The sequence below is a fragment of the Flavobacterium xanthum genome (genome assembly GCF_900142695.1).
Classification (GTDB): domain Bacteria; phylum Bacteroidota; class Bacteroidia; order Flavobacteriales; family Flavobacteriaceae; genus Flavobacterium; species Flavobacterium xanthum.
This window is the reverse complement of the sequence record NZ_FRBU01000019.1, coordinates 39927-65093: the sequence shown is the minus strand read 5'-3', so window position 1 is coordinate 65093 and position 25167 is coordinate 39927. Positions and strand designations below refer to the sequence as shown.

Genomic DNA, 25167 nt, shown 5'->3' with positions numbered 1-25167 from the left:
TAAATTCCATCGCAAAAGTAATACCTAATTTTCTGATTCTAGAATTTCGTTTTGCAATTTCTTTGTTAAACTTTTGAAAACCAAATCATAGGAATGGTTGATCAACTCTTTGACCAAGGCATCCGAAACTGACTCATTTATAGCTATTGTGTTCCAATGGGTTTTACTCATGTGAAAGCCCGGCTGAATGTCATCATATTCAGCACGCAATTCCTCAGCACGCTCTGGATCACATTTTAAATTAACCGAGGGGTTTCCTTTTTCCCATTGACTTAAAGACGACAAGGCAAACATCTTGCCGCCCACTTTAAAAACTAAAGTATCTTCATCAAAAGGGAAATGTTCTGTCACTCCTTTTTTAGACAAACAATATTCGTAATAGCTTTCTAAATTCATACGATTCAAATTAGATATTTCGCATGGAGTACAAAACGGGTTTGCTCGGACTTGCATCATTTTCGAAAGAAGCAATTTGCAGGTTCAGCAAATAACTCCCGTCTGGAATAGCATCTGGCACGTATATCATTTCGGTAATCGTCGCCTCTACTCGGGCATCCGAATTTAAAGTATTTACGTCAGTCACATTCCAAAAAGCTTTGTGTGCCAAAAGTTTTCCTTCGTCCTTTTCTTTATCTACGCTTGGAAGATCAATTAGCAAGTGTTGGATCCCGCTTTCGCGTAAATACAACGCTGCATCTTCAGTCATAAAAGGAGGATCTGTATGAGAGTATTTTCTAGACAATTTAGTCGTGTCGTTTGGCAACGTCCTAATAACAATTGCTTCCGGTGATTTTCCATCTAAAGCATTAAAAAGTGCTTCTTTAGTAACAATAAAATCTCCTTTCTGGTCCTCCAATTCTATCGAAACCAGTTCAGCAGTAAAAAAAAATTGTTTCAAAGATTGATTGATACTGTAAAAATTTCGGGTGATATGACCCAAGCATTCCGTATGAGTTCCATGTCCGTGGGGATTGAAAGTAATGTTGTTAAAATTTGTCGAAGACATCCCTGAGGATACTTTTCCGATCCATTCTCCAAACTGAACCGGTTCAATTACTGGTTTTTCAATATACCAGGCAATTGGGTTAGCATCTGTATTAGATAACGGAATCGAAATATCAATGGGTTTTGATAAGTCTACTTGAAAATTATTTATTGTTGCTATCATTTATGCTGAATTTATTTCAGTATCTCATCTTGAGCTACTTTTATAAACTCAAATATAAATCTTTTAATTCGGGATTGCTTAGTTTTATTAACTTCAATTTCCAGTCTTTATGCCAATTCTTTAATTGTTTTTCTCTTTTAAAAGCATCTGAATACTGATCAAACTCCTCATAATAAAGTAATATCGTTGCATTATATTTTTTTGTAAAAACTGCTCCAGCTCCACTAATATGAGTGTCAATTCTCTTTTTTAAATTTTTCGTTGCCCCAACATATAATACGGTCTGGTTTTTATTTGTCAAAATATATGTAAATCCTTTTTCCATACAAAACCATTTTAAATACATTGCGATCCTAAAACTAGTTCCAGCTATTCTGAGACAACTTCGCGAGATCCTGAAACTAGTTCAGGATAAACAAATCACTTGCAATTCCATCCGTCAAAAACTTTCCTTTTTTAGTGGGTTTTAAAATATCATTTTCAATAAAAAGTAACTTATCATCTATAAATTTTTGAGCTTGTTTTTGAAGATAATCCAAATACGTCTGCCCAAATTCAGTTTTGATTCTATCCAAAGAAACGCCCCAAATCGTTCGTAAACCGGTCATAATATATTCGTTATAACGGTCAGCTTCTGATAGCGTTTCCATTTCGTTTGGTAATTTATTCTCTTGAATGGATTTTAAATAAAGGGAATTATTCGCAATATTCCAGCTTCTAGAAACACCGTCATAACTGTGCGCCGAAGGGCCAATGCCCATGTATTTTTTTCCCAACCAATACGCCGAATTATTTTTTGAAAAATAATTCTCTTTTCCAAAATTTGACAACTCATAGTGAATAAACCCTTTCGATTCAAGCATCTCAACCAATATCATAAAATGTTCCTGAGCCACTTCGTCTTTGGGCGCTTCCATTTTTCCGGTTTGAATCATTTTATTCATTACTGTTTTGGGTTCGACCGTTAAAGCATAACTCGAAATGTGTGGCACCCCAAACGAAAGGGCCTTTTCGATATTCTGCTTCCATTTTTCATTACTCATCCCCGGAACGCCATAGATCAAATCAAGTGAAATATTATCAAAATATTTGGTGGCTTCTTCTAAACATTTTTGGGCTTCCTCTGAATTATGCGCGCGATTCATCAACTTCAAATCATCTTCAAAAAACGATTGAATCCCGATGGAAAGTCGATTGATTCCGATAGAACGATACTCTTCAAAAATTGTTCTCGACTGCGCTCGAACTGACAAAGTAGTCAAATCATCAGGATTGGCTTCAAGTGTGATTTCGGGATTTGGAGCAACAGTGTAATTTTCATAAATCGTATCAATCAGAAATTTCAAATCAGAAATCTGCAAAACAGAGGGCGTTCCTCCGCCAAAATAAATAGTTTCAATTTGGGTGTCACTTCGAGCGCCGTCGAGAAGCTCAAATTCGCTTTTGCGCATTTGGATTTCTTTGGCAATAGCCAAAACCATCTCTTCTTTCTTCTTCATGGAAGTCGAAAAATGGAAATCGCAGTAGTGACACGCTTGCTTGCAAAATGGGATATGAATGTAGATTCCGCTCATAATTAGTATTCAGTGGTCAGTTTATTAGTGTTCAGTTATTTAGAAGTGTTCAGAGAGCAGAATTTAAGTATTCAGCTGCATCTACTAACTACTCTTTTTTTACTCCAAACTTCTCAGGATTTAAAATCATATAATTAACTAGTTTTCCAACCTCAATGCTTTCAGAAATAAGTTCCTTATAAATATCTTCTGAAATATATTTACAAGACAAAGCAAATTCTAACCAAACTTGTGTTTCTGAGTTTTCTCCGTCAGAATCAGTTAATTTACTATAGAAATGTTTTGGGTAAATTCTTTTTCTATATGCTTCAGCCATTGTAACAGGAACACTTCTAGATGATCGCCGAATTTGATCTGTTAATGAATAGGTTTCTTCTTTTGGAAATGATTTTGTAATTTCAAAAACCTTCATTGCTAATGCAAATGATTTTTTATAAGCTAATAAATCTTGAAATCTCATCTTTACATTTTATAAACTGAATACTATTTTTTAATTACTTCGGCTGACTACTAAACAACTGATCACTGATCATTGTTCTTTTACAGTCCTTACTAACCACTAAAAATCTGCATACTGATCACTTCTTCACTCTCTCTTCATTTTGTTTAACAAAAGCATCCCAACCAGTATAGCTTTTCGTTCCAACGACCTTTCCAGAATTAAAAAAGTGACAAACAGCAGCTGCCAAACCATCCGTACTATCAAGGTTTTTAGGTAATTCCTTCAACCCTAAAAGTTGTTGTAGCATCTTAGCGACTTGTTCCTTACTGGCGTTTCCGTTTCCGGTAATAGCCATTTTTATTTTCTTCGGTTCGTACTCGGTAATGGGAATATCTCTCGAAAGACCTGCTGCCATTGCTACACCTTGTGCGCGTCCCAACTTCAACATCGATTGTACATTTTTACCAAAAAAAGGCGCTTCAATAGCAATCTCATCTGGATGATGCGTATCAATTAGTTCAATAGTGCGTTCAAAAATACGTTTCAATTTCATATAGTGGTCATCCATTTTATTCAATTGCAATTCGTTCAATTGAATAAATTCCATTTTTTTATTGACCACTCGTATCAAACCAAAACCCATTATCGTTGTTCCTGGATCAATTCCTAAAATAATGCGTTCGTTTGCCATTTTTATTTTTATGCATTTTTTTATTATTACACAGAGCCTCGCAAAGAAGGCTCAGAGATTCGCAAAATTACTTTAAAATCTTAGTCCAGCTTTGCTTTCACTTTGTGAATCTTTACGGAAACCTACCATCTACTACAAAGCGATGGCGAATCTTTGCGAAATAGCATTATTACAATAGTTTTCTTTTCTTTGTAATAATGATTTCGATTCCTCACAAAACTAAGCAATTCCTCGTACTTCTAATCAAACTTCTGATTGTAGGCGGCGCCTTTTATTTTATTTACAACCAGCTGATGCATAATGACAAGCTCGATTGGGCCCAGTTTCTAGCACTATTCAATAAAAATCAGTCGGTAATTGGAATTAGTTTCATTCTAGTATTAAGTGTACTCAATAGGTATTTTGAAATTTTAAAATGGCAAAACTTGGCTTCTGTTCTCAAACCTATTTCTGCAGGTGAAGCTACAAAACAAGTTCTTGCAGCGCAAACAGCAGGGATTTTTACTCCAAATGGTATAGGCGAATATGCCGGAAAAGCACTGTTTTTTGATAAATCAAAAACTAAAAAAGTAATTTTCCTAAACTTAATTTGCAACGAAATCCAAATGATTGTAACCGTTGTCATTGGGATCGTTGGTTTGTTGTATTTTAACACGCAATTCCATGTAATTACGACGAGAACAGTTATAATCCTCTTTGCAATTCTGACGCTTGTTTTTATTGTTTTATTTTCGATTAAAAAAATAAAAATCAAAGGCTATTCTATTGAAAAACTGATTCATAAAATAAATGAAATTCCAAAACAAATCCACAAAAAAAACATTTATTTAAGTATTTGTCGCTATTTGGTTTTTTCCCATCAATACTATTTTTTGTTCCTCGTTTTTGATGTTGATTTACCCTATCTAATAGTAATGTCGGCAATAACTAGCGTTTATTTTATTGCATCCTCCATACCTACTTTTCAATTTTTAGACTTTGCCGTAAAAGGAAGTGTTGCTGTTTATTTCTTTGGAATCCTTGGAGTAAATGAATGGATTGTAATTTTTATTTCTACGTTGATGTGGTTTTTAAATGTAGTTTTACCTGCTATAATTGGTAGCTACTATGTCCTAAATTTTAAAATTCTCATCCCATCCGTCTTCGATGGAAAGAGAGAAGCCTCTTTATAAAGTAATTATGATTACAGTTATTTTATTTATGATTCTTGCTATTTATTCCACTTCAATTGGACTGTTAATTTATGGATTTACCAAAGTAAATACAATTAATTATACTGGCTTAAAGCCAAAAACAAAATTCTCGATTATTGTTCCTTTTCGGAATGAAGCCGAAAATTTACCTATTTTATTGAAAAGTATATCCCAATTAGATTATCCAAAAGAATTGTTTAAAGTGATTTTAGTCGATGATGAATCCGATGAAAGATATGAAGTTCCCGATACGAAATACGAAGTTTGTATTGTAAAAAACACTCGGGTTTCAAAATCGCCCAAGAAAGATGCAATAGTAACCGCAATGCAAATCGTTAATACTCCCTGGATTGTCACCACTGATGCAGATTGTAGGGTGACTAAAAATTGGCTGTTGACCTTGGACAATTACATTCAGCTTCATGACACAAGCATGATTGCTGGAGCCGTTACCTGTGATTGTGCTCCTTCGCTCTTACATCATTTTCAGCAATTGGATTTAGCGAGTTTACAGGGTGCGACCATCGGTAGTTTTGGTATTAAGAAAGGTTTTATGTGCAATGGCGCTAATTTTGCTTATACCAAATCTTTTTTTCAAAAACTAAATGGCTTTCAAGGAAATGATTCAATCGCTAGTGGAGATGATGTTTTCCTGTTGCAAAAAGCGATAGCACAATTTCCTGAAAAAGTGCATTATTTGAAGTCGGAAAACACCATTGTTCATACAAAACCGCTGGATAATTGGAACTCTTTATTTCAGCAAAGAGTACGTTGGGCTTCAAAAACAAGTTCGTATCAAAGTAGTTTTGGGAAGGCTTTGGGATTAATTGTTTTTGGGGGTAATTTAGCTATCGTTGTAAGTTTTGGTCTCTGGACGGTGGGCTTTGTTGCGCTAAAAAACGTGCTTTTTATTTTAATTGTTAAGTTTTTTATTGACTTCTTTTTACTTTACAAATCGAATCAATTTCTAACAAATAACAAAATGCATTACGTAGTACTTAGCAGTTTAATTTATCCTTTTTTTAGTACTGCTGTAGGTTTATATTCGTTATTTGGAAGTTATGAATGGAAAGGAAGAAAATTTTAGACATCAGATTTTTAAGGTGTTAACGAGTTAAAAAAACCACAATCACTCATTTCCAGCACATCATTATTCAAAATCCCTATAGGGTTACAGAAATCACAATTTTTAACGGGATCTAAAAGTGTATGGATAACGTAATTTAAAAATAAAAATAGTTAATCTGAAATCAAAACTATTCTACTTTAAGAATTACAGGAAGAATAAATTGCGTTTTTACGGGAATTCCGCGTTTTAAAGCGGGATTAATTTTAGGAAAATCAATCAAACGTGCCTTCAAGATACTATCAATTTTTATCGTGTCATAAGCCACCGAATCTTTGGGGAATTGTGGTTCAAATTGCATGGTAGCGTTAGGGAAAATTGTGACCTTCACCTCAATGGTATCTAATTCCGGATAAAGAACTGAAAGGGTGTCAACGCTTAGTTTTTCTTGAATTAGTTGCGTTAAAACTTCAAAAAAGCATTGCTGACGTTGCGCTTTATTGTCTATTTTTTCACAATCTACAACGGATGGGTATTCATCAACTTCTTTCCAGTTGATTGATTTCAGTTCCTTTTGCAGCAATTCCTTTTCTGAAGGCACTTGCTTTTCGAAATAGTGGCAGGAATTAAAAAGTATAATTACTAAAAAAAGGTAATAGTGCTTCAAGGTTTTATTTTTCAATGGAACTAATATTTTATAAAAATACAATTATTTTTTTTGAGATGCTTTGTAAATTAAATAATCTTCGTAGGATTCAGCGAACCATTTCTTTTTATTTTTATAAGCGATTTCCTTTTGATCTGGGTACAAAGCCGCAAGTCGGTCTGAAAAAATCGCAATTTGAATGGTATAATTATAGTACTCCTGCTTTGTCAAAACTACATCAGTACTGGCTTTTTTGTCAAAAAATTCAAAAAAAAGTGCATCAAACTCTTTCAGTGAAAAATTTAATACTTTTACCCTATTTTCATTGTAAATGGTCTCTTTCAAGAGCATGTCGGCATCGGCTTCCTTTTTTTCCTGAGCCTTTAGTGAAGAAATAGAAAAGAAAAGCGTTAATGTCAATAATTGTATTAATTTAATTCCATTTATTTGATACATACGTGTTGCTTTGATGTTGTCAAAATTACTAAAAATAAATTTATGGATATCTTACTTTTAATTCTTGGTTTCGTGTGCATTATGGTAGGCTTACTAGGGAGTTTTTTACCAGTTTTGCCAGGGCCAAGTATGAGCTGGATTGGTTTAGCACTACTCTATTTTACAAATGCTGTTCCTGCTAATTATTGGATTCTTGGGATTACTTTGGTTATTACTGTAATTGTATCCGTTTTGGATTACGTGATTCCAGCTAAAGGCACTAAAAAATTTGGAGGCAGTTCTTACGGTATTTGGGGGACAAACATTGGCTTAGTTGTTGGGATTATTGCTCCCGTTCCTTTTGGCTTCCTTATAGGTCCGTTTGTGGGTGCTTTGATAGGAGAACTTATTTTTGATTACAAAGACCACAACAGAGCGTTGAAAGCCGCTACAGGTTCCTTTGTTGGGTTTCTAGCGTCTACTTTTATGAAGTTTTTGATTTGTGTACTTTTTCTGGGACTATACGGCTCGATTGTTTGGCATTATAAATCTGAACTATTTTAACAGCTTATAAAAAGGGAGGTGTCACTATTTATAAGGCGACAAAAGTTTCCTTACCTACTTTATTTTTAGTCCACTTGTGATAAAAAAAATTGAAGATTACTATTTTTCATGCTAAATATTATTCTATCAGAAAAATAGCTGTCGAAATCACCAACTACGATAGAATGCTTTCCTTTTTAGTAATCAAGATAAAATTTATTGCTAATTTAGATGAATATTAAATTGTCTTTAATAACTAAAATAACGAAGTTTAAGTTTGAACTTTGACCAATGTAACGTGCTATACTAGCTTTTTTAAATTTCAACATTAAAAAAAAAGAAACATTAATTTATCTGCAAAATGATACTTTTAGCAAACTAAGATAAAAATTTTTTATCCTAAAAGTTCAAATTATCGTGCGATACAATTTTTAATTTTCAAAAATATCAATTAAATCTATAAAAAATTACGGACTATATCATGCACCAACTTCACAATTGCCCCATTTGCAACTCGCAGACTATTAATCCTTTTATTCAAACGACAGCTCAAATGCATTCAAGCAAAGAGTTATTTAATTTTGATCAGTGTGCCGAATGTCAACTGGTTTTTTTGAACCCAAGAGTAGAATTAGACGTATTAAAAAACTATTACACTTCTCATTACCTACCTTACAGGGGTTCTGAAGCGTGGGGGAAATTTGAAAAATTAGTTGAAGGAAGCCAGCAAAAGTTAGATTTAAAACGAGTGCAGCGGGTAAAAGATGCTCATTTCATTTCATCAGAGTCGTTAATTTTGGATGTTGGTTGTGGTAAACCATCTTTTTTGAAAGCGTGTCAGCAAAAGTTACATTGCCAAACAATGGGGATTGACTTTAGCGACGAAGGTTGGAAAGAGCAAGAGGCCAGTTTTGAAGGATTAGATTTGCGAGTAGCAGAAATTAAAGAGTTATCAAGTAATTTGCAACCCGATGTTATCACGATGTGGCATTATCTGGAGCACGACTACACTCCATTAGAAAATCTTACCTATTTAAAATCTATTGCGAAACCATCAACAACACTTGTTATTGAAGTTCCCAATTTCGATTCTGCCAGTCGAAAAAAATACAACGAAAATTGGGCTGGTTGGCACACACCGCGTCATATTTCATTATTTTCTCCGAACAACATAGAATTGTTACTTAATAAAAGCGGATGGAAAGTCACCAAACTATTAACTCATGGGACCATGGATCCTTACCTGCTTTATTGGATGAGTGAAATGGAAAAAAAGGGAATACAGTGGGATAAAAATATGGAAGACGAATTTTGGAATTTTATGGTTGGAATGGTACAATTCATGCCCAAAAAATGGATGGAAAAGAAATCATCTCTCGGCATTATGACCGTAATTGCAACACCAAATTAACGAATTTTATAAACTTAAAAGATCTTTACCCTCCCAAGTTCCGGATGATTTATAGGGTTGAAACCTAGAAAAAAGTTCTTCTGAATACCATTCATATTGGCGTGTTTTCTTAATGGCTTCTTGATGTTGCTTGCTTTTATAGGCAAATTGTTTTACCGAGTCAAAATCCTTCCACAAACTGAAAGTCGCCATTTGAATAATGGGAACCTCGCCAACACCTTTAGTGTAGATCAAGCCTTCATTTCCGTTTAAACCCTCTTCAGAAGTGGGAACGTATTTCCAAAACTTTATAAGCCAGTTCCATTTTATGGTTGCTCGAGTAATAATTGCAATCGGTGAATTTTGTTCTAGTTCCGCACCTTTTTCAAAAGGATTTTTGCCAACCCAAGTCCCAACTGCTGAAATATTTTTCATGTAAAGTGTATATATTTCCGCTGTATGTTTCTCATACTGTTTCATCAAATCAGAAGATGAAAAAAAGGTTTGGGCTGCTTCTTCTGATTCCCAAACTTGTAGTAAACAATATACAGACCAATCAGGCAAAGGATTGAAACCTCTTCCTTTTCCACTGCCCATCAATCTGTAAAAAGTCAAACCGTTTACTTTTTTTAAATCTTTATTAGCGAATTGCATCATCCCAAAGCCCCAAGCTTTATCGCTAAACGAAGCATATCTAAAAAAGGTAATTGTACTAATTTGTTTGCTCATGATCAAATAATTTCTAATTAATTATAGTTGGAAGTTAGGAATATAGGTTGCAAATGCTTTTTTATTCGACACTTAGATTCAAGTGATTAAAAAATACAATGCAACAAAAAAGACAAATTGTGCAAGTAGAATAACCACGCTAATTTTAGGATTTATTTTAGGACGAAAAAAGTAAATCAACCCATGAATAAAACTACTGGTAGCAAACCACATCACGTAGTTTTGAAATGGAACTACACTATTTTCCCAACCCCAAAAACCCAATTTCATAGCAACAGGTTCAATGAAAAAGTCCAAGGCAGTCATTATCATAGAAGGGAAAATGACTAATAAAAATGGCTTTTTAGTAAAATATTGAACGACACCATAAGAACTTAATGACAAAAATAACCAATTGACACCAATGACTAGCGGTGTTTCAAAAACTTTAAATCCAAACAAATCACCATACGAATAGCTCCCAAATAACACGCCTGTCGCTACTCCAACTGCCTCAACTGTAAATCCTATCAAAAAAATTAGTACCGATAGGATTAAAAACTTTTTACTAAAATCATTATTAACTTTGTAAAAAACAAATAGCGTTAGTAGTAAGTTAAGAGGTGTGAGCGGCAAAAAGAAATTTTTATATTCTTGCAGCGCTATTCCGAGTGTTCCAAAAAAATAGAACAAGAGCAAAATTCCAATCCAACGATTTTCTATTGATATGGTTTTTATCATTTTACGAGTTTATCAATAATTTTTGCGGACAATAAGGCCAAAGGAATTCCACCACCTGGATGTACACTACCACCACAAAAAAACAGATTCTTGTACTGCGAAGAAAAATTCTTGTGGCGAAAGAAAGCGGCAAACCTATTGTTGCTTGATGTCCCGTATAGCGATCCTTTATACGAATATGTTTTATCTTGTATGAGTTGTGGAGTTAATTGTTGCTCAAATTGAATCAGATCCTCTATACTTTCACCTAAATTTCTTGAAATTTTGCTTAAAATATTTTTTCTAGCCTCGGCAATTAAACTATCCCAATCTTGACCGTAAACGGACGGGACATTAATCATTACAAACCAGTTTTCTTTTCCTTTGGGAGCGTCTCCTTCATTTTTTTTACTGGTAATATTGATATAAATAGTGGGATCTTCGTAGATTGTTTTGGTTTCAAAAATATGATCAAATTCGGCTTTATAATCCTCTGTAAACATAATGTTATGCACATCCAATTGCGGAAATTCTTTATTAACTCCCCAATAAAAAATAAGTGCAGAACTCGATCGTTCTTGTTTATCTACCTCTTTTAATTTTTTTGCAGAAGGAATTAATTTTTCATAAACAGTATGAATATCAGCATTACATACAACAAGATCAGCAGCGTAAATACAAGAGGCTGTAGTAACGCTTTTTGCCACATTATTTTCAGTTCCAATCGCAATAACTTCTTGATTAAAATGAAATTCAACACCAATTTCTTTAGCTAGTTTTACTAAACTATTAGTAATCTCGTGCATTCCGCCTCGAGGTAAGTAAGCACCAAGACCAAACTCCAGATGCGGAATTATATTCAATATTCCTGGCGCTTTATATGGATTTGATCCATTATAGGTGGCATATCTGTTAAACAACCGAATCGTTTTCGAATCGGTAAAGGTATTTTCATTGACCTGATTCATTGTATTAAAAATATTCAAAAACGGCATTTTGAATATAGCCACTAAAGTCGAAAAAGAAAGAAATGAATTTATTTTATGAAGTGATTTGTTAAGGAATTGATCTTTAGTAGCACCATAAATAAAGGCACTTTTATTTAGATGCTTCTTCACCTTTTCGGCAGAATCAGTTGTTTTTCGTTCCATTTCTGCTGCAAAAGCATCGATATCTGAACTTGCTACTATCTGTGTTCCATCCTCATAAAAATAATTACATAAAACATCAAGTTGATCAAAATTGAAATAATCAGTCGATTTTTTTCCAGAGAGATCAAAAAGTTCGGTAACTAAATTAGGCATTGTAAAAAGCGAAGGTCCAGCATCAAACCTAAAACCATTCCCACTAATTTGGGTTAGTTTTCCACCAGGATAAGAGTTTTTTTCAAGAACTTGAACAGCGTAACCCTTGTTTTGTAACCGAATTGCCGCGGCTAGTCCCGAAATTCCAGAACCAACAATGATTGCCTGCTTCATAAAGGTTTTACTATTAAAAAAATGTCGATAAAAAAGATAGTTTTGACGATTAGTTTTCCAGACTAGAAACCGCGGTTCTGTTGAAAATATTTATGATTTAAAAGATAAGCTAAGAAAAAATTGTTGAGTACTATTTTATAAACTTCCCATTTTAAACATTTACTTTTTTAAGCTCTTGTTTTAAAAACTTCCAGGGAACAATCAACATTCCAAAACACTCGCCTTCCTCTTTCCCTCTATGTTTATGATGCACTTTGTGTGCTCTACGGATCGCTTTTAAATAAACATTTTCAGTATTTCTAAACCATTTAAATCTTTGATGAATAAAAACTTCGTGAACTAAAAAATAAGCTAGTCCATACGCTAATATACCAAAACCGACATACATCACTGTCCAGTACCCGTACATTGAACCTAACATAATGCAAAGCCAAGATGGTATCGCATAAATTAGGAAAAAAGCATCATTTTTTTCAAAAAAGACTTCCTTATTGGGGGTATGATGATCAAAATGTAAATTCCATAAAAAACCGTGCATTACATATTTATGTGTAAGCCAAGCCATAAATTCCATTCCCCAAAAAGTTAAAAAAATAATTATAAAACCCATACCTATTAATTTTAAAATCAAACAAAGATTAAATGTATTATTTACATTGAACAATCAACAAAACAGGAACTATTGTAATGATTGTCCTTTTTTTTATGATGAACCTGCAAGTGTAAAAATGGTTTATAAAGGTACGAATTTAAAAAGATAATTTTTACCTATTTAATCTAGTAAATTTGGATCAATTTTAAAAATTTTCGAGAAATATTAAAACATTGATTTTTGCATTTTAGATTGATATCCAAATCCGAAAGTTTTGTACTTCATCCGTATTCGTTACCATTCCTGTTTACTAAAGTTATCAAAAACAAAAAAGCCTTTCGGTTACGAAAGACTTTTTTCTTACTAGCGGTCTGGACGGGACTCGAACCCGCGACCCCATGCGTGACAGGCATGTATTCTAACCAACTGAACTACCAAACCAGTATTTTTTTTAAACTGCAACGCTTTAATGCTCTTTTCCAAGAATTCTTCGGAAACTGCCTCCTCCCTAACATCGAGATGACTGACATGTTTACTAACCAACATCCTTTATTTTAAATCAAAAAAGCTATTCGCCGAGGCGAAAAGCTTTTCATTGGTCTAACTACTAAACCCGCTACGAGTTACAAATTCGTAGCAAACAACACAACTAACGTTAAAAACCTTATGGGGCAAAAAAGCCTTTCTGTTACGAAAGGCTTTCCCCAATATTGCGGTCTGGACGGGACTCGAACCCGCGACCCCATGCGTGACAGGCATGTATTCTAACCAACTGAACTACCAAACCTCTGCGTTATTGCGGTGGCAAAGATACAATAGATTTCCGTTTGCACAAGCGTTTTTTGAAAAAATATTTGATAAATATTCCCCGTTTTATCCAAAGTTTTGTTTTTCAACCAAGTATGTCATTAATATTTTTTCAAAACTTTCATCCACACTCACCGGAATGTACTTTATTCTGTTCTGAGAACAAGTCAGGGCCAACTTTTTAAAGTAACTTTCTATCTGTTTTTCATATTCTTCTTTTATAGTATCGGCAAAAACAGCTACTACCTCGCCTGTTTCAACATCAACAAACTTCCTTGGAGCGTTATCAAAATCAAAATTTAACTCTGTTTTATTATCTACGACGTGAAATAAGACTACTTTGTGTTTATTGTGTTTCAAATGTTGCAATGCATTAAACAGTGCTTCTTCATTTCCAGATTGAAACATATCCGTAAATAAGATAATCATAGAGCGTCGATGAATCTTTTCCGCTATTTGATGTAAAAATGTAATCGTATCGGTACTTTTTTGGACCACAGGTTTTATTAGCAGTCCTTCAAGAGCATTTAAAATCATTCGATGATGGCGATCACTGCCTTTTTCAGGCGCGTAGTACTCGTAAGTATCCGAAAACACACTCATGCCTACAGCGTCACGTTGTTTCTTCAGCAAGTTCATTAAAACCGCCGAAGCCAAGACCGAAAACCCTATCTTATTTTCAAAAAACGGCTGGCTTTTCGTTAATACTGGATAGTGCATCGATGACGAATTATCGATAATAATATGACAACGCAAATTTGTCTCTTCCTCAAACCGTTTCGTATACAAACGATCCGTTTTGGCAAACAACTTCCAATCAATGTGCTTGGTGCTTTCGCCAACATTGTACACTTTATGTTCAGCAAATTCTGCTGAAAACCCATGAAAAGGACTTTTGTGCATTCCTGAAATAAAACCTTCCACAACCTGATTGGCCAATAACTCCAGATGCTGGAAACTAGAAATTTTCTCTATTTGCGATTCGATCTTCATCTACCAAATATATTAAAAGATTAAATGATTTAAAAAATTACCTAAACAAAACTTAATCAAGAAGCTTAAATCAATTCCGCTTAAACAAAAAAAAGGTTTGACTTTCGCCAAACCTTCTCTCTGAACCCAAAAGGATTCTATATAAATCATAATCTACCGATTACAACAACGCGTCTAAACTATCTGCATACGTTTGCTTTGGAGCTACTCCTACTTGTTTACCTACAACTTCTCCATTATGAAAAACCAATACAGTCGGGATGTTTCTCACTCCATATTTAGCTGCAAATTCTTGATTTGCATCAACATCTACTTTTCCTATAACAACTTTTCCTTCGTACTCATTGCTTAATTCATCTATGATTGGACCTACCATTCTACATGGTCCACACCAAGCTGCCCAAAAATCTACCATTACCGGTTTGTCTGATTTCAAAACTACTTCTTCAAAAGTAGCATCTGTTATTGCTAATGCCATAATATTTAATTTAAAGTTTATCGTTTGATTATTTTACTGTTTCAAACTAGAATACAAATTTAGAAATTAAAAACAAATCAAACACTATTCACAAATTAGTTTTGACTATTAATCTATTGCCAATTTCTATCTATAGTATTGGACAAATTATACCTTTTTTTTTCTAAAGCGATCTAGCCTGCCGATCAATGGGTTTCTTCTCCCTAAAAATTCAACACGTGCTATTCGCGCTAAAAAGTGGAAAAATTTCCATTTTAGTAGGCAAAGTCCATTTTGCACTACAAGAAACTCAACTCAAAAAGCAAAGTGTTTTTTTTCAAAATGAAAAAAACTGCCTCTAAAGGCAGCTTTTCAATCTATACTTCAAAACTATTTTATTATAAGCTGTATTTCATTCCAAGTGTTAATCCCAATCCACTAATTCCAACGTAAGAACTCAACTCATCTGTTGGCCTAGTACTATCAATCGTATTAAACTGTGAATTATTCGAATTACTATCCAAACGATCAGAATAATTAGAATGAATCTGTGCCGTGGTACGCGTATTTAATCGATCTGTTCCATTAACAGTAAACTCAGTAGTTTCTTTATCTTTTCCATGAACGGTAAAGTTACGGTATTCTAATTCTGCAAAAGCAGAAAGGTTTTTAGCCAGTTTATAAGAAGTCCCCAATGCGGCTTGAAAACCTAAAGTAGGATTTGGTTTGATAACATCTTTGCTAAACACATTTACACCGGGTGCAGCAACTGCATTTGTTTTAATGGTCAAATCACCATGCACAGGAACAATCACCCCAACTTTTGAGTAAGTCTCAAATCCTTTCACTTCACCTAAAAATAACACAATAGCTGGAGCTAAATCAAAAGCTCTAATCTGACCCACAGATCTCAAGGTTACTGCCCCGTCATCTACTCTTTTCACCATGGTCTTGTCATTACTATTGTAATAATTAATCCCCATTTCTACACCCAAACGATCTGTAAAACGATAACCCACTCCAGCTCCAGTTCTAAAACCTTCCCCAAAAGAACCTGTAATACTTTCTTCTGAAATTAAATTTCCACCCACAAAAACCTTGCTTAATGCTGCTTGTCCGCCTACAGTAGGAAATTCAGTTGCAGCAGTCTGCATAAAATAAGATCCGCCCAATTTAAAATACCAACTTTCCTTTTTTTCGGTTTGCCCTATCATCGTCATGGAACAAATCATAAATCCTAGTAAAAATAACTGCTTTTTCATAATTTCGTTTATTATCATTTATACAAAAATAACTCATTTTTACTTAAAATTTAATAACAAACACAGTCAATTATATGTTAAAAATGATTAAAGTTTAATAGTCAAGCTATTGCAAACGTTTAGGTATAAAAATAAAACTACACACCTGAAGCATAAATTGTGATGGAATTGCTAGAACAAACGCCTTACAAATAATTTTCAAAATCATCCATTTTTACGCTCTCAAATTTTTCATCTTATTAAAAATTATGATTTTAATTTAATTTAAAGTTAATCTGCATTTTCTCTAACTCAACTAATAATTCATTTGAGATTTTAATTTTCAATTTCCTACTCGGCATCGTCAATTTAGTGACCACCTTTATCTCTTCAACTTCTTCCACTTTTGCTACAGCACTAGTACTATCGGGAATTTCCAGAACTTCCATTTCAGGATCATCCTCACTAACATCAACAAAACCAACCTCATCATTTTCCACTTCAATGGGAGCAACAGTAACGAGTCTCTTTATTTTTTCCAATTCCATGATTTCAAAAGACACCGTATTATCTCCCTTATTCTCCTGAAAAAGACGACTTAGTCTATGAATAAAATCGGTTTCTAAATCCGATATATTAAGTAGCAAAATTAATTTCTTGGCAAAAGTTTCCAAAACATCTTGCAACTGCTTTACTTCTACAAATTGCAGTCTCGGCTCTCCTTTTTTTCCTGTATCTCGATCTGTCCAACCTTCTTTCACTAATACTTTCATGAATGTGAAATTATTTTGAATAAAAAAGTGACGAAACTTTAAATACTCCTCACCAAAAATCCGGAATTCATAACTCTCATCGTACCCTTCTAAAGTAAACATCCCCCAACCCTTTCCGTTCTTGGCCACACGATGTTGAACATTATTGATAATTCCCCCAAAAGTTAAATTTTTACTCAGATGTAATTCCATATTTCTCAATGCATCTAATCTGGCATTACAAAAATATTTCATTTCAAATTTATAGTCATCCAACGGATGTCCCGAAATATAAATACCAACCACCTCTTTCTCTTTGGCAAGCTTTTCCATTGTACTCCAATCTTCACAAGGTGGTACAATAGGCTCTGCAATTTGTACTTCGCTCGCATCCCCAAATAGGCTTACTTGCGATGAATTCTCGTTTTCCTGATACTTTGATCCATACCGAATCGCTTTTTCATAAAACGTAATTCCGTCCCCATCATCATGAAAATATTGCGCTCTCGTAGTTCCTAAAAACGAATCAAAACCTCCTGCTAAAGCTAAATTTTCAATCGCTTTCTTATTGGCCGCACGCAAATCAATTCGTTTGGCCAAATCAAAAATCGATTTATATTTTCCATCTTTTCTATTCTCTACAATCGTCGCCACGGCTCCGGAACCAACTCCTTTAATAGCTCCCATACCAAAACGAACGGCATAATCATCATTTACGGTAAACTTGTAAAAGGACTCATTAACATCTGGACCTAAAACTTGCAGCCCCATCCGTTTACATTCCTCCATAAAGAAAGAAACTTGTTTAATGTCACTCATATTATTAGACAAAACCGCTGCCATGTATTCTGCTGGATAATTGGCTTTCAAAAAAGCGGTTTGGTAGGCAATCCAAGCATAACAGGTAGAGTGTGACTTATTAAAAGCATATTCTGCAAAGGCCTCCCAGTCTTTCCAAATTTTTTCCAGTTTATCTTCGGCATGCCCTTTGGCGGCAGCCTGACTGATAAATTTAGGTTTCATTTTGTCCAAAACATCTTTCTGCTTTTTCCCCATCGCTTTACGCAAAACGTCGGCATCCCCTTTGGAGAAGTCTGCTAGTTTCTGGGACAAAAGCATAACTTGTTCTTGGTAAACAGTTATTCCGTAGGTGTCTTTCAGTAATTCTTCACAAGCATCTAAGTCATAAATAATCTCCTCTTCCCCATTTTTTCGCTTGACGAAACTAGGAATATAAGCAATTGGACCAGGGCGATACAGTGCATTCATGGCAATCAAATCAGGGAAAACTGTCGGCTTCAATTCCTTCATATATTTCTGCATTCCAGCAGATTCATATTGAAAAATACCTACTGTTTCTCCACGCTGAAACAGCTCGTATGTCTTCAAGTCATCAATAGGAAAGGTATCTGGATCCAGATCAATACCCGTTCTGTATTTTACTAATTTAACCGTATCCTTGATTAAAGTAAGGGTTTTCAAACCCAAGAAGTCCATCTTTAACAATCCGGCACTTTCTACTACCGAGTTGTCAAATTGAGTCACATATAAATCGGAATCTTTGGCAGTTGCCACAGGTACAAAATCAGTAATATCACTTGGCGTAATAATCACTCCACAAGCGTGAATCCCTGTGTTTCTTAGGTTTCCTTCTAAAACTTTAGCTTGCTGAATGGTTTCTCCACCCAAATCATCTTCATTAGCAAGACCTATTAATTCTTTAATTTTATCGTATTCTTCGGGACGAACTGCTTTCTTAATTACATCCTCTTTTTCATTTAAAAAACGAGCCAAATTCCACTTAGAAGGCATCATCCCCGGAATTAATTTCGCAATTTTATCGGCTTCAAATAGCGGCAAATCCAGTACACGAGCCGTATCTCGAATCGCTGATTTTGTTGCCATTTTCCCATACGTGATAATCTGCGCCACTTGTTTAGACCCGTATTTCCTGATCACATAATCCATAACACTGCTACGTCCTTCATCATCAAAATCAATATCAATATCGGGTAATGACACCCGATCCGGATTTAAGAAACGTTCAAAAAGCAGGTTGTACATCAACGGGTCGATATTGGTAATTTTCAAACAATAAGCCACCACAGAGCCCGCTGCCGAACCCCTTCCTGGTCCTACCGACACGCCCATGCTTCTTGCTTCTGCAATAAGATCTTGTACAATTAGGAAATACCCAGGATAACCCGAATTAGAAATAGTCAGTAATTCAAAATCCAGCCGTTCTTGTATTTCTTCCGTAATTTCAGCATATCGCCTTCTAGCTCCTTCAAAAGTAAGATGCCTTAAATAGGCATTTTCGCCCCGTACTCCACCATCAACTCCATCTTCGGGATTATTAAACTCCACCGGAATTTCAAATTTTGGAAGTAAAACTTCACGTGCCAAATCGAAAATTTCAATTTTATCCACAATCTCAGAGATATTCGAAATCGCTTCTGGTAAATTGTTGAAGAGTTGCTTCATTTCGTCTCCTGACTTGAAATAATACTCCTGGTTGGGTAATCCGTATCGATAGCCTCGGCCGCGACCAATTGGCGTAGTTTGCTTTTCACCATCACGCACACAAAGTAAAATATCGTGTGCATTCGAGTTTTCTTTGTCTATATAAAAAGTATTATTAGTTGCTATTATCTTGACAGCATGTTTTCTTGCCAATGAAATTAAAGAAGCGTTTACGCGATTTTCATCTTCTTGATTGTGACGCATCACCTCAATATAAAAATCTTCTTTGAACTCGTTTTTCCACCAAATTAGTGCTTCCTCAGCTTGATTTTCACCTATGTTGAGGATCTTATTTGGAATTTCACCATACAAGTTTCCCGACAAAACAATAATATCTTCTTTGTATTGCTGAATAACTTTCCTATCGATTCTGGGTACATAATAAAACCCTTCTGTGTAAGCAATCGAAGACATTTTAGCCAAATTATGATAGCCTTTTTTGGTCTTCGCCAAAAGCACGATTTGGTAACCATTATCCTTAACCGACTTATTTTTATGATCTTCGCAAACAAAAAATTCGCAACCCACAATAGGTTTCATCGGAACTTCGGTAGGTTCTTCGCCGTTTTCAATTGCCGCTTTATTTTTGGCTTCAGCCGCTTTATTATGGTATAAAATATCCCGAACAAAATGGAAAGCTCCCATTAAATTGGCATGATCCGTCATGGCTACCGCAGGCATTTTTTGTTGCGCTGCTGCTTTTACCAATGCCGCAATACTAATAGTAGATTGCAAAACTGAAAACTGCGTATGGTTGTGTAAATGAACAAAAGGCGTGTCCACCAGTACTTTTTTATTCTCAGAAAGTGCTGCCTTTGAAACCGCTGGATCTTGCTTCTCTCCAAATTGCTGACGAATTTTATCGGAAGCTTCCTTGAGATTGATATGTTTTAACCCTATGAGTTTTATCTCAGTTGGATTCTTACTTTTAAAATCTTGAAAATAGCTAGCAGGTACATCCAGCTCTTCTTTGGTAAAAACATCACGTCGAATTAACTCTAGAAAACAACGTGTAGTCGCCTCGACATCGGCGGTTGCATTATGGGCTTCACCAAAAGGTTTGTTGAAAAGATAAGAATGCAATTCTGTTAACGTGGGCAATTTGAATTTCCCTCCACGACCACCTGGCAATTTTAACAATGATGCAGTAACTTCAGTACATGTATCCAAAATAGGCATAGAACTCATTTGGCTTTCAACACCCATTCTATAAAACTCACAGCCCATAATATTGATATCAAAACCTAGATTCTGACCCACAATAAATTTGGCTTTGCCTAAAGCAATATTGAATTTTTCTAAAACTTCACTCAAAGAAATTCCATCGGCTTCCGCCAATTCTGTCGAAATTCCGTGAATTCGTTCCGCATCATACGGAATATTGAACCCCTCAGGCTTGACCAAATAATCTTGATGCTCGACGAGTTTCCCCATGTCATCGTGCAACTGCCAAGCGATTTGAATACAACGTGGCCAGTTGTCTGTATCAGAAATGGGAGCGCCCCAACGTTTTGGTAATCCTGTAGTTTCAGTATCGAATATTAAGTACATAATCCACTCCCCAGCCCTCTCCGAAGGAGAGGGAGCTAAAATCAAATGATTCCAACTGCGTATTTAACTGGATTTAAACACTTTAAAATTAGTAAAAGTCACAAAAATAGAAGTTCAAATTTAGTTTTTTTTGAGGTACATATTGAGGTAAGTTATCAACAACCAAAAGAATTTTAAATCCTATTATTAGGATTGACGAACCACCAATTAAAAGTATAAAAGTACTTACGGCTCGAAACCGATCTGTACTTTTATTGCGAAAGGGAATCGTTGAAAACAAAGAAAGCTGCTTCAAATTATGAAATAGCTTTCTCTATGTGATAGCGTAGTATCTAAACAGTCATCATCTCCACCTCTTTTTTAGTGGCACTTTCTTGATTAGCAACAACCCAATTGAACTTGTGTTGATAATGAATTATTTTATTGGCTTGTAATGGATCCATAACCATTAAATAAATCCATTTATTATCTAGAAGATTTTTAAGATGTTCATTTCTTGCAAGAATAGTGCTTACCCTTGATAGTGGCGCTTGTATTAGTACTGACAATCGTAAAGGCTGGTGATACATTTCTAGGTCAGACTCCATTACCGATTGCAGCGGAAGTCCCATTTTTAAATCTCCTCCATTGCCTTGCACCACGCCAAATTTACCAGTAATATTATGGGTGATTTTTGAACCTCCTCCAAAAACCTCATTATCCACCGTTGAAAAATAGTAGTGGTTGTTTATCCATTGCGTCACTACCATAGGACCTTGCATAATGGCTTCTAACGCTTTCCCACTTTCATCGGTTTCCCAGTCATAGGAATGTAGAAAGCATCGTCCATCCAGATCCTTATTTTTTGTTAATTCTCGCGGGCCAACAATAAATCCTGCATTTTTAGCTAAGCCCCATTCTGGTCTCGTTTCTCCCCAGTTATTCGCTTTTTTATGTGCAAAAGCTACACTGTTATTAGCGATATACAGTCTTTCTTGAGTGGCCGTTTGTTGCGTCTTCAGTAAATTCAATTTCAACTTTTGCAATTGCTCGCTATGAGAATCGGGAACTTCTGAATCAAACAGTAAAATTTCATCCGTAGTCGTATTATGTTCCCCTCCAATAAAAACAGTGTTTTCAGGAATAGCAATAGAATGATTCTCTCTCAAGAACTTTTGGACTTCTGGAATATTTGCTATTTTAGCAAGCATTCTTGCATTATGTCTGCCGGGACTTGCTGCACAAGCACCACAATCTAAACTAGAGCCAAAGGGATTGTTCGCAGAATGGCTTCCATGACCTATAAAAAGAACCAATGGAGCAAAACTTTTCCATCCCATTAAATCAAAAGCCCCTTTTACAATCGCTGCCTTTTCTGCTAGTGTAATTTCAAAGTGTGTGTGCTCAGGAGCACCAATATTACTAATCTGCGGTTCACAAATAGATTCATAATTCGTGATGCTTTTTTTGTTCAACTTATATAAAAACGCAGGCATAAGTGTTCTTGCTAATAATGACAGGCCGTAAAAAAACCCCGAACCTTCTACATATCCAAAAGCAGAAGGAAGCATATTTTTCATTCTTTTTAGAAAATATTCCGTAAAGTTTGAAATCTCCTTTTTTCGCCGGTAAACTTGTACTTTTTCAGTATTATTCCGTTGCGGAGATTCGGAAACTTGGTAGGCAGAGTTTAAAATTGGGGGACACGATTTACGTATTAAACCATCATTTAAACTTTCATAATCCATAGCAATCCCAAAAAAACCTGCGTACCCAAAAGTCTCATAAAGTCCTTTATTTTCAACATGTCTTCGTATTAACTCTGATCGAGTATCAATACAAAACACCATTTGAGCCTCTGGAACTTGTTTTTCTTGAACCGATTTTTGACTAACTAACTGTTGGTCTGCTACTACTTGTAAAAGTTGGTTTTGCCAGCTTTTTTCCCATGCTTGTAACCAAATGTACTGCAACTTTGATAGCGATGATGTTCCTGACCTTGCCATATATTCAGGAAAGATCTCCGCATCTATTTTTTTGGCCACCCAAAGTCTAACCGCTAGATAATCCTGTAATGTTATGGGATATTCTTGTTGCCAAAGCGAATGATAGCTATTTCTATGATTTATATACCCTGTCCAGCCTGGTAATGCGGCCAAATGAAAAGTAAATATTTTAGTAAAATCGGCTGCTGCATAACCATCAAGAAGAACTGTTAGTGCTGCAGCGCTTGTTTTTGGTATCTCGTCAGCGGTTGTTTTTGGCATCTCAGTATCATACACCGCCAATTTACGCCATGCGTTATAAAACCCTTCGCTTTTATTTGGCATTTCCCATTCAGCCAAACCTTCATCCATAAATGCAGCAAGCCATTTAGCCATGATTCTATCTAAATCATGATGACCATTTTTTGCAGTTGTTTTTTTATGAGATGCCATTTCTTGCAAATAAAACTCGGGAGATTCTGAAAGTTTGTTCTCTTTAAGCAATTCTACAAGAACGTTCTTATCAATTTCGCCCTTTTTCCATGCTTGTCTAAATAAAGTAGTTTCTGGAAATACAGTCGCATTTAGAAATTCTCGTGCCTGATTTGCCGCTTCTTCAAAAGGGACGCTCTCATAACCTGATAACGGATTTGAAGTTACAAATGAATACAAAGGCCATGTTTTTCCTATAACTAAGGCAGCTTCATCTATACTTTTTTGAATGATTGGATCGATCATAATGATTTTGTTTTATACATTAAAACAGTTTTTTTATAGGGTTGAGATAGGTTCAGCAATTTCATATAGAGCCAAGGATAGTTGCGATAGATACCCAACTTCATTATAAAAAATCCAGCTAAAAAAAGGATACCAAACGCTATTTCAATTGCAGATAGTGCTATTGGCTCATCCACCATCGGCATGTCACTCATTAACATTGTTACACCCTTATACATTAAGGCGTAAGTCACGATACCACAAAGAAATAAAAATGGAGGTAAAATTAATTTTTGGAAAAAGCCAAGACACTGCTCTTTTACAATATTGTAAGTAGCCTGACCAATAGTAATGGCAACAGTAAGTGTTAGAAAAATACCACTGTTTAATTCTGTTCCTTTCCCCGTTAAATATGAAAACAAAACAGCTCCCAGAATTCCAAAGAAAAGTACAATTACAGCTTGAGATGGTTTGATTTTAATTGGTGTTGGTTTTTGCGGTTTCGAAAGTCCTATTTCCTCCCCTGCAGATAAAAATAAATATGCTTTATAAAACCCATGAAGTATTAAATGAACCACAGCTGCATTAAAAAATCCCAACCCGCATTGCATAATCATAAAACCCATTTGGGCAATAGTTGAACAGGCTAATTTTTGCTTCACATTTACCTGAAGAAGCTTAGCGAATTGCGCTATAACAGCCGTTAAACCTCCTATGATAAAAAGAATAATCAAAGTATTTGAGGCAAATAAAACCGTAGAAAACAAAGCTAATAAAATTCCTGAACCATTTACAAATCCAGCATGCATTAAAGCCGATGCTGGTGTTGGCGCCGTCATAGCGGAAAGCAACCAACGATGGAAGGGATAAATTGCGGATTGAATAATCGCGGCCGTGATGATACATAAACCCGCGACAAGGGTAATACCCCGAGGCACAGCACTTAAATTCGAAATAATACCACTTAAAGTGAAAGCTTCCGTTTGAAAAGCCAACAATAGTACTCCTACAGTTAAGAAAAAACTCCCTCCTACGAAAAACTTTAGGGCAAATTTAGAGGCTTCTTTTGCTTCACCCCATTTCGTATCTACACCTATTAATCGAGACATAAAAACACCCATTGATAGCCACATCAATAGTAAAAGCGATACGTGATTAGACATTACAAAAACCATAATAGAGAACGTGAACCCTAAACACAACAAGGAAAATTTGGCATGATACTTAAACCCCCGCAAATAATTTATTCCGAAACTGCTTATGAGTGCACTAAAAAATGTTACTAGCGTCCAAATAAGAACCGTGAAACCATTAATTTTTAAAATATTCTTATAATGCCATTCGGGAATGTTTGCGAAGTTATATACTAAATAAGTCAAATTAATTATAAACAGCAACCATAATGCGTAATGAATAAGCTGAGGAATAGCTTGGAATTGATCCTTTTTAAATGTCATTTTTTAAGATTTTAATTTTGATTGTCTACAATTTTTGATTTGAGGATTTTCATTTACAC

General features: G+C 35.1%; 22 protein-coding genes and 2 tRNA genes. 4 read left to right on the top strand and 20 right to left on the bottom strand.

Translation table 11 applies throughout. The features are described 5' to 3' along the window. Positions 1–24: 24 nt before the first annotated feature. The 6 genes from BUC11_RS09615 to ruvC all read right to left on the bottom strand — a co-directional run bounded on the left by BUC11_RS09615 (position 25) and on the right by ruvC (position 3875). Entirely contained in the window at positions 25–396 is a 372-nt protein-coding gene (locus BUC11_RS09615) for an MmcQ/YjbR family DNA-binding protein (protein WP_073353637.1), read from the bottom strand. Positions 397–406: 10 nt separating this feature from the next. Continuing rightward, positions 407–1168, bottom strand: a complete 762-nt coding sequence (locus BUC11_RS09610) for a cyclase family protein (protein WP_073353635.1) — start codon at positions 1166–1168, stop codon at positions 407–409. Between the two features lie 40 nt (positions 1169–1208). Further along, a complete protein-coding gene (locus BUC11_RS09605; protein WP_073353634.1) occupies positions 1209–1493 on the bottom strand; it encodes a GIY-YIG nuclease family protein in 285 nt (94 codons plus the stop codon). Between the two features lie 76 nt (positions 1494–1569). Continuing rightward, complete coding sequence (gene hemW / locus BUC11_RS09600; RefSeq protein ID WP_073353632.1) at positions 1570–2742, bottom strand: radical SAM family heme chaperone HemW; 1173 nt, start codon at positions 2740–2742, stop codon at positions 1570–1572. 88 nt (positions 2743–2830) lie between these two features. Continuing rightward, positions 2831–3202 carry a four helix bundle protein gene (locus BUC11_RS09595; protein ID WP_073353630.1) on the bottom strand — a complete coding sequence of 124 codons (372 nt, stop codon included), beginning with the start codon at positions 3200–3202 and terminating at the stop codon, positions 2831–2833. Positions 3203–3320: 118 nt separating this feature from the next. Continuing rightward, a complete protein-coding gene (ruvC, locus tag BUC11_RS09590; protein WP_073353629.1) occupies positions 3321–3875 on the bottom strand; it encodes a crossover junction endodeoxyribonuclease RuvC in 555 nt (184 codons plus the stop codon). Positions 3876–4072: 197 nt separating this feature from the next. Between ruvC and BUC11_RS09585 the strand changes: the two genes are divergently transcribed. Further along, the gene (locus tag BUC11_RS09585) at positions 4073–5047 is read left to right on the top strand and encodes a lysylphosphatidylglycerol synthase transmembrane domain-containing protein (RefSeq protein WP_073353627.1); all 975 of its coding nucleotides are present in this window, start codon (positions 4073–4075) and stop codon (positions 5045–5047) included. A gap of 7 nt (positions 5048–5054) precedes the next feature. After that, a complete protein-coding gene (locus BUC11_RS09580; protein ID WP_073353660.1) occupies positions 5055–6155 on the top strand; it encodes a glycosyltransferase family 2 protein in 1101 nt (366 codons plus the stop codon). A 169-nt stretch (positions 6156–6324) separates the two neighbouring features. Here BUC11_RS09580 and BUC11_RS09575 read toward each other — a convergent pair whose 3' ends face one another. After that, entirely contained in the window at positions 6325–6801 is a 477-nt protein-coding gene (locus BUC11_RS09575) for a hypothetical protein (protein ID WP_073353658.1), read from the bottom strand. A 42-nt stretch (positions 6802–6843) separates the two neighbouring features. Next, positions 6844–7236, bottom strand: a complete 393-nt coding sequence (locus tag BUC11_RS09570; RefSeq protein WP_073353626.1) for a hypothetical protein — start codon at positions 7234–7236, stop codon at positions 6844–6846. Positions 7237–7278: 42 nt separating this feature from the next. On the opposite strand from BUC11_RS09570, the gene BUC11_RS09565 reads away from it, so the two are divergent. Next, positions 7279–7779 carry a DUF456 domain-containing protein gene (locus BUC11_RS09565; protein WP_073353624.1) on the top strand — a complete coding sequence of 167 codons (501 nt, stop codon included), beginning with the start codon at positions 7279–7281 and terminating at the stop codon, positions 7777–7779. Between the two features lie 532 nt (positions 7780–8311). Next, on the top strand, positions 8312–9169 hold the full coding sequence (locus tag BUC11_RS09560; RefSeq protein ID WP_245793837.1) for a class I SAM-dependent methyltransferase: 858 nt from the start codon (positions 8312–8314) through the stop codon (positions 9167–9169). 6 nt (positions 9170–9175) lie between these two features. On the opposite strand, the gene BUC11_RS09555 is transcribed toward BUC11_RS09560, so the two are convergent. The 12 genes from BUC11_RS09555 to BUC11_RS09500 form a co-directional block, all read right to left on the bottom strand. After that, positions 9176–9877, bottom strand: a complete 702-nt coding sequence (locus BUC11_RS09555) for a DUF3291 domain-containing protein (protein ID WP_073353620.1) — start codon at positions 9875–9877, stop codon at positions 9176–9178. A gap of 78 nt (positions 9878–9955) precedes the next feature. Beyond that, positions 9956–10597, bottom strand: coding sequence for a carotenoid biosynthesis protein (locus BUC11_RS09550; protein ID WP_073353619.1), 642 nt, complete (start codon positions 10595–10597; stop codon positions 9956–9958). Then, a complete protein-coding gene (gene crtD, locus BUC11_RS09545; protein WP_073353617.1) occupies positions 10594–12054 on the bottom strand; it encodes a 1-hydroxycarotenoid 3,4-desaturase CrtD in 1461 nt (486 codons plus the stop codon). Before crtD ends, BUC11_RS09550 begins: the two co-directional genes overlap by 4 nt. A 151-nt stretch (positions 12055–12205) precedes the next feature. Further along, positions 12206–12664, bottom strand: a complete 459-nt coding sequence (locus BUC11_RS09540) for a sterol desaturase family protein (protein WP_073353616.1) — start codon at positions 12662–12664, stop codon at positions 12206–12208. A 349-nt stretch (positions 12665–13013) separates the two neighbouring features. Further along, positions 13014–13087 (bottom strand) — tRNA-Asp (locus BUC11_RS09535). A gap of 272 nt (positions 13088–13359) precedes the next feature. Beyond that, positions 13360–13433, bottom strand: a tRNA-Asp gene (locus tag BUC11_RS09530). Between the two features lie 86 nt (positions 13434–13519). Next, the gene (locus BUC11_RS09525) at positions 13520–14446 is read right to left on the bottom strand and encodes a DUF58 domain-containing protein (protein WP_073353614.1); all 927 of its coding nucleotides are present in this window, start codon (positions 14444–14446) and stop codon (positions 13520–13522) included. 160 nt (positions 14447–14606) lie between these two features. Next, on the bottom strand, positions 14607–14924 hold the full coding sequence (gene trxA / locus BUC11_RS09520; protein WP_066083169.1) for a thioredoxin: 318 nt from the start codon (positions 14922–14924) through the stop codon (positions 14607–14609). A gap of 377 nt (positions 14925–15301) precedes the next feature. Further along, positions 15302–16165 (bottom strand): outer membrane beta-barrel protein, encoded by an 864-nt coding sequence (locus tag BUC11_RS09515; RefSeq protein WP_073353613.1) that lies wholly within the window; start codon positions 16163–16165, stop codon positions 15302–15304. A 254-nt stretch (positions 16166–16419) separates the two neighbouring features. Beyond that, complete coding sequence (gene dnaE, locus BUC11_RS09510; protein WP_073353611.1) at positions 16420–20970, bottom strand: DNA polymerase III subunit alpha; 4551 nt, start codon at positions 20968–20970, stop codon at positions 16420–16422. Positions 20971–21302: 332 nt separating this feature from the next. After that, positions 21303–23672, bottom strand: coding sequence for a DUF2309 domain-containing protein (locus BUC11_RS09505; RefSeq protein ID WP_073353609.1), 2370 nt, complete (start codon positions 23670–23672; stop codon positions 21303–21305). Beyond that, on the bottom strand, positions 23669–25108 hold the full coding sequence (locus BUC11_RS09500) for a proton-conducting transporter transmembrane domain-containing protein (RefSeq protein ID WP_073353607.1): 1440 nt from the start codon (positions 25106–25108) through the stop codon (positions 23669–23671). Before BUC11_RS09500 ends, BUC11_RS09505 begins: the two co-directional genes overlap by 4 nt. Positions 25109–25167: the final 59 nt, after the last annotated feature.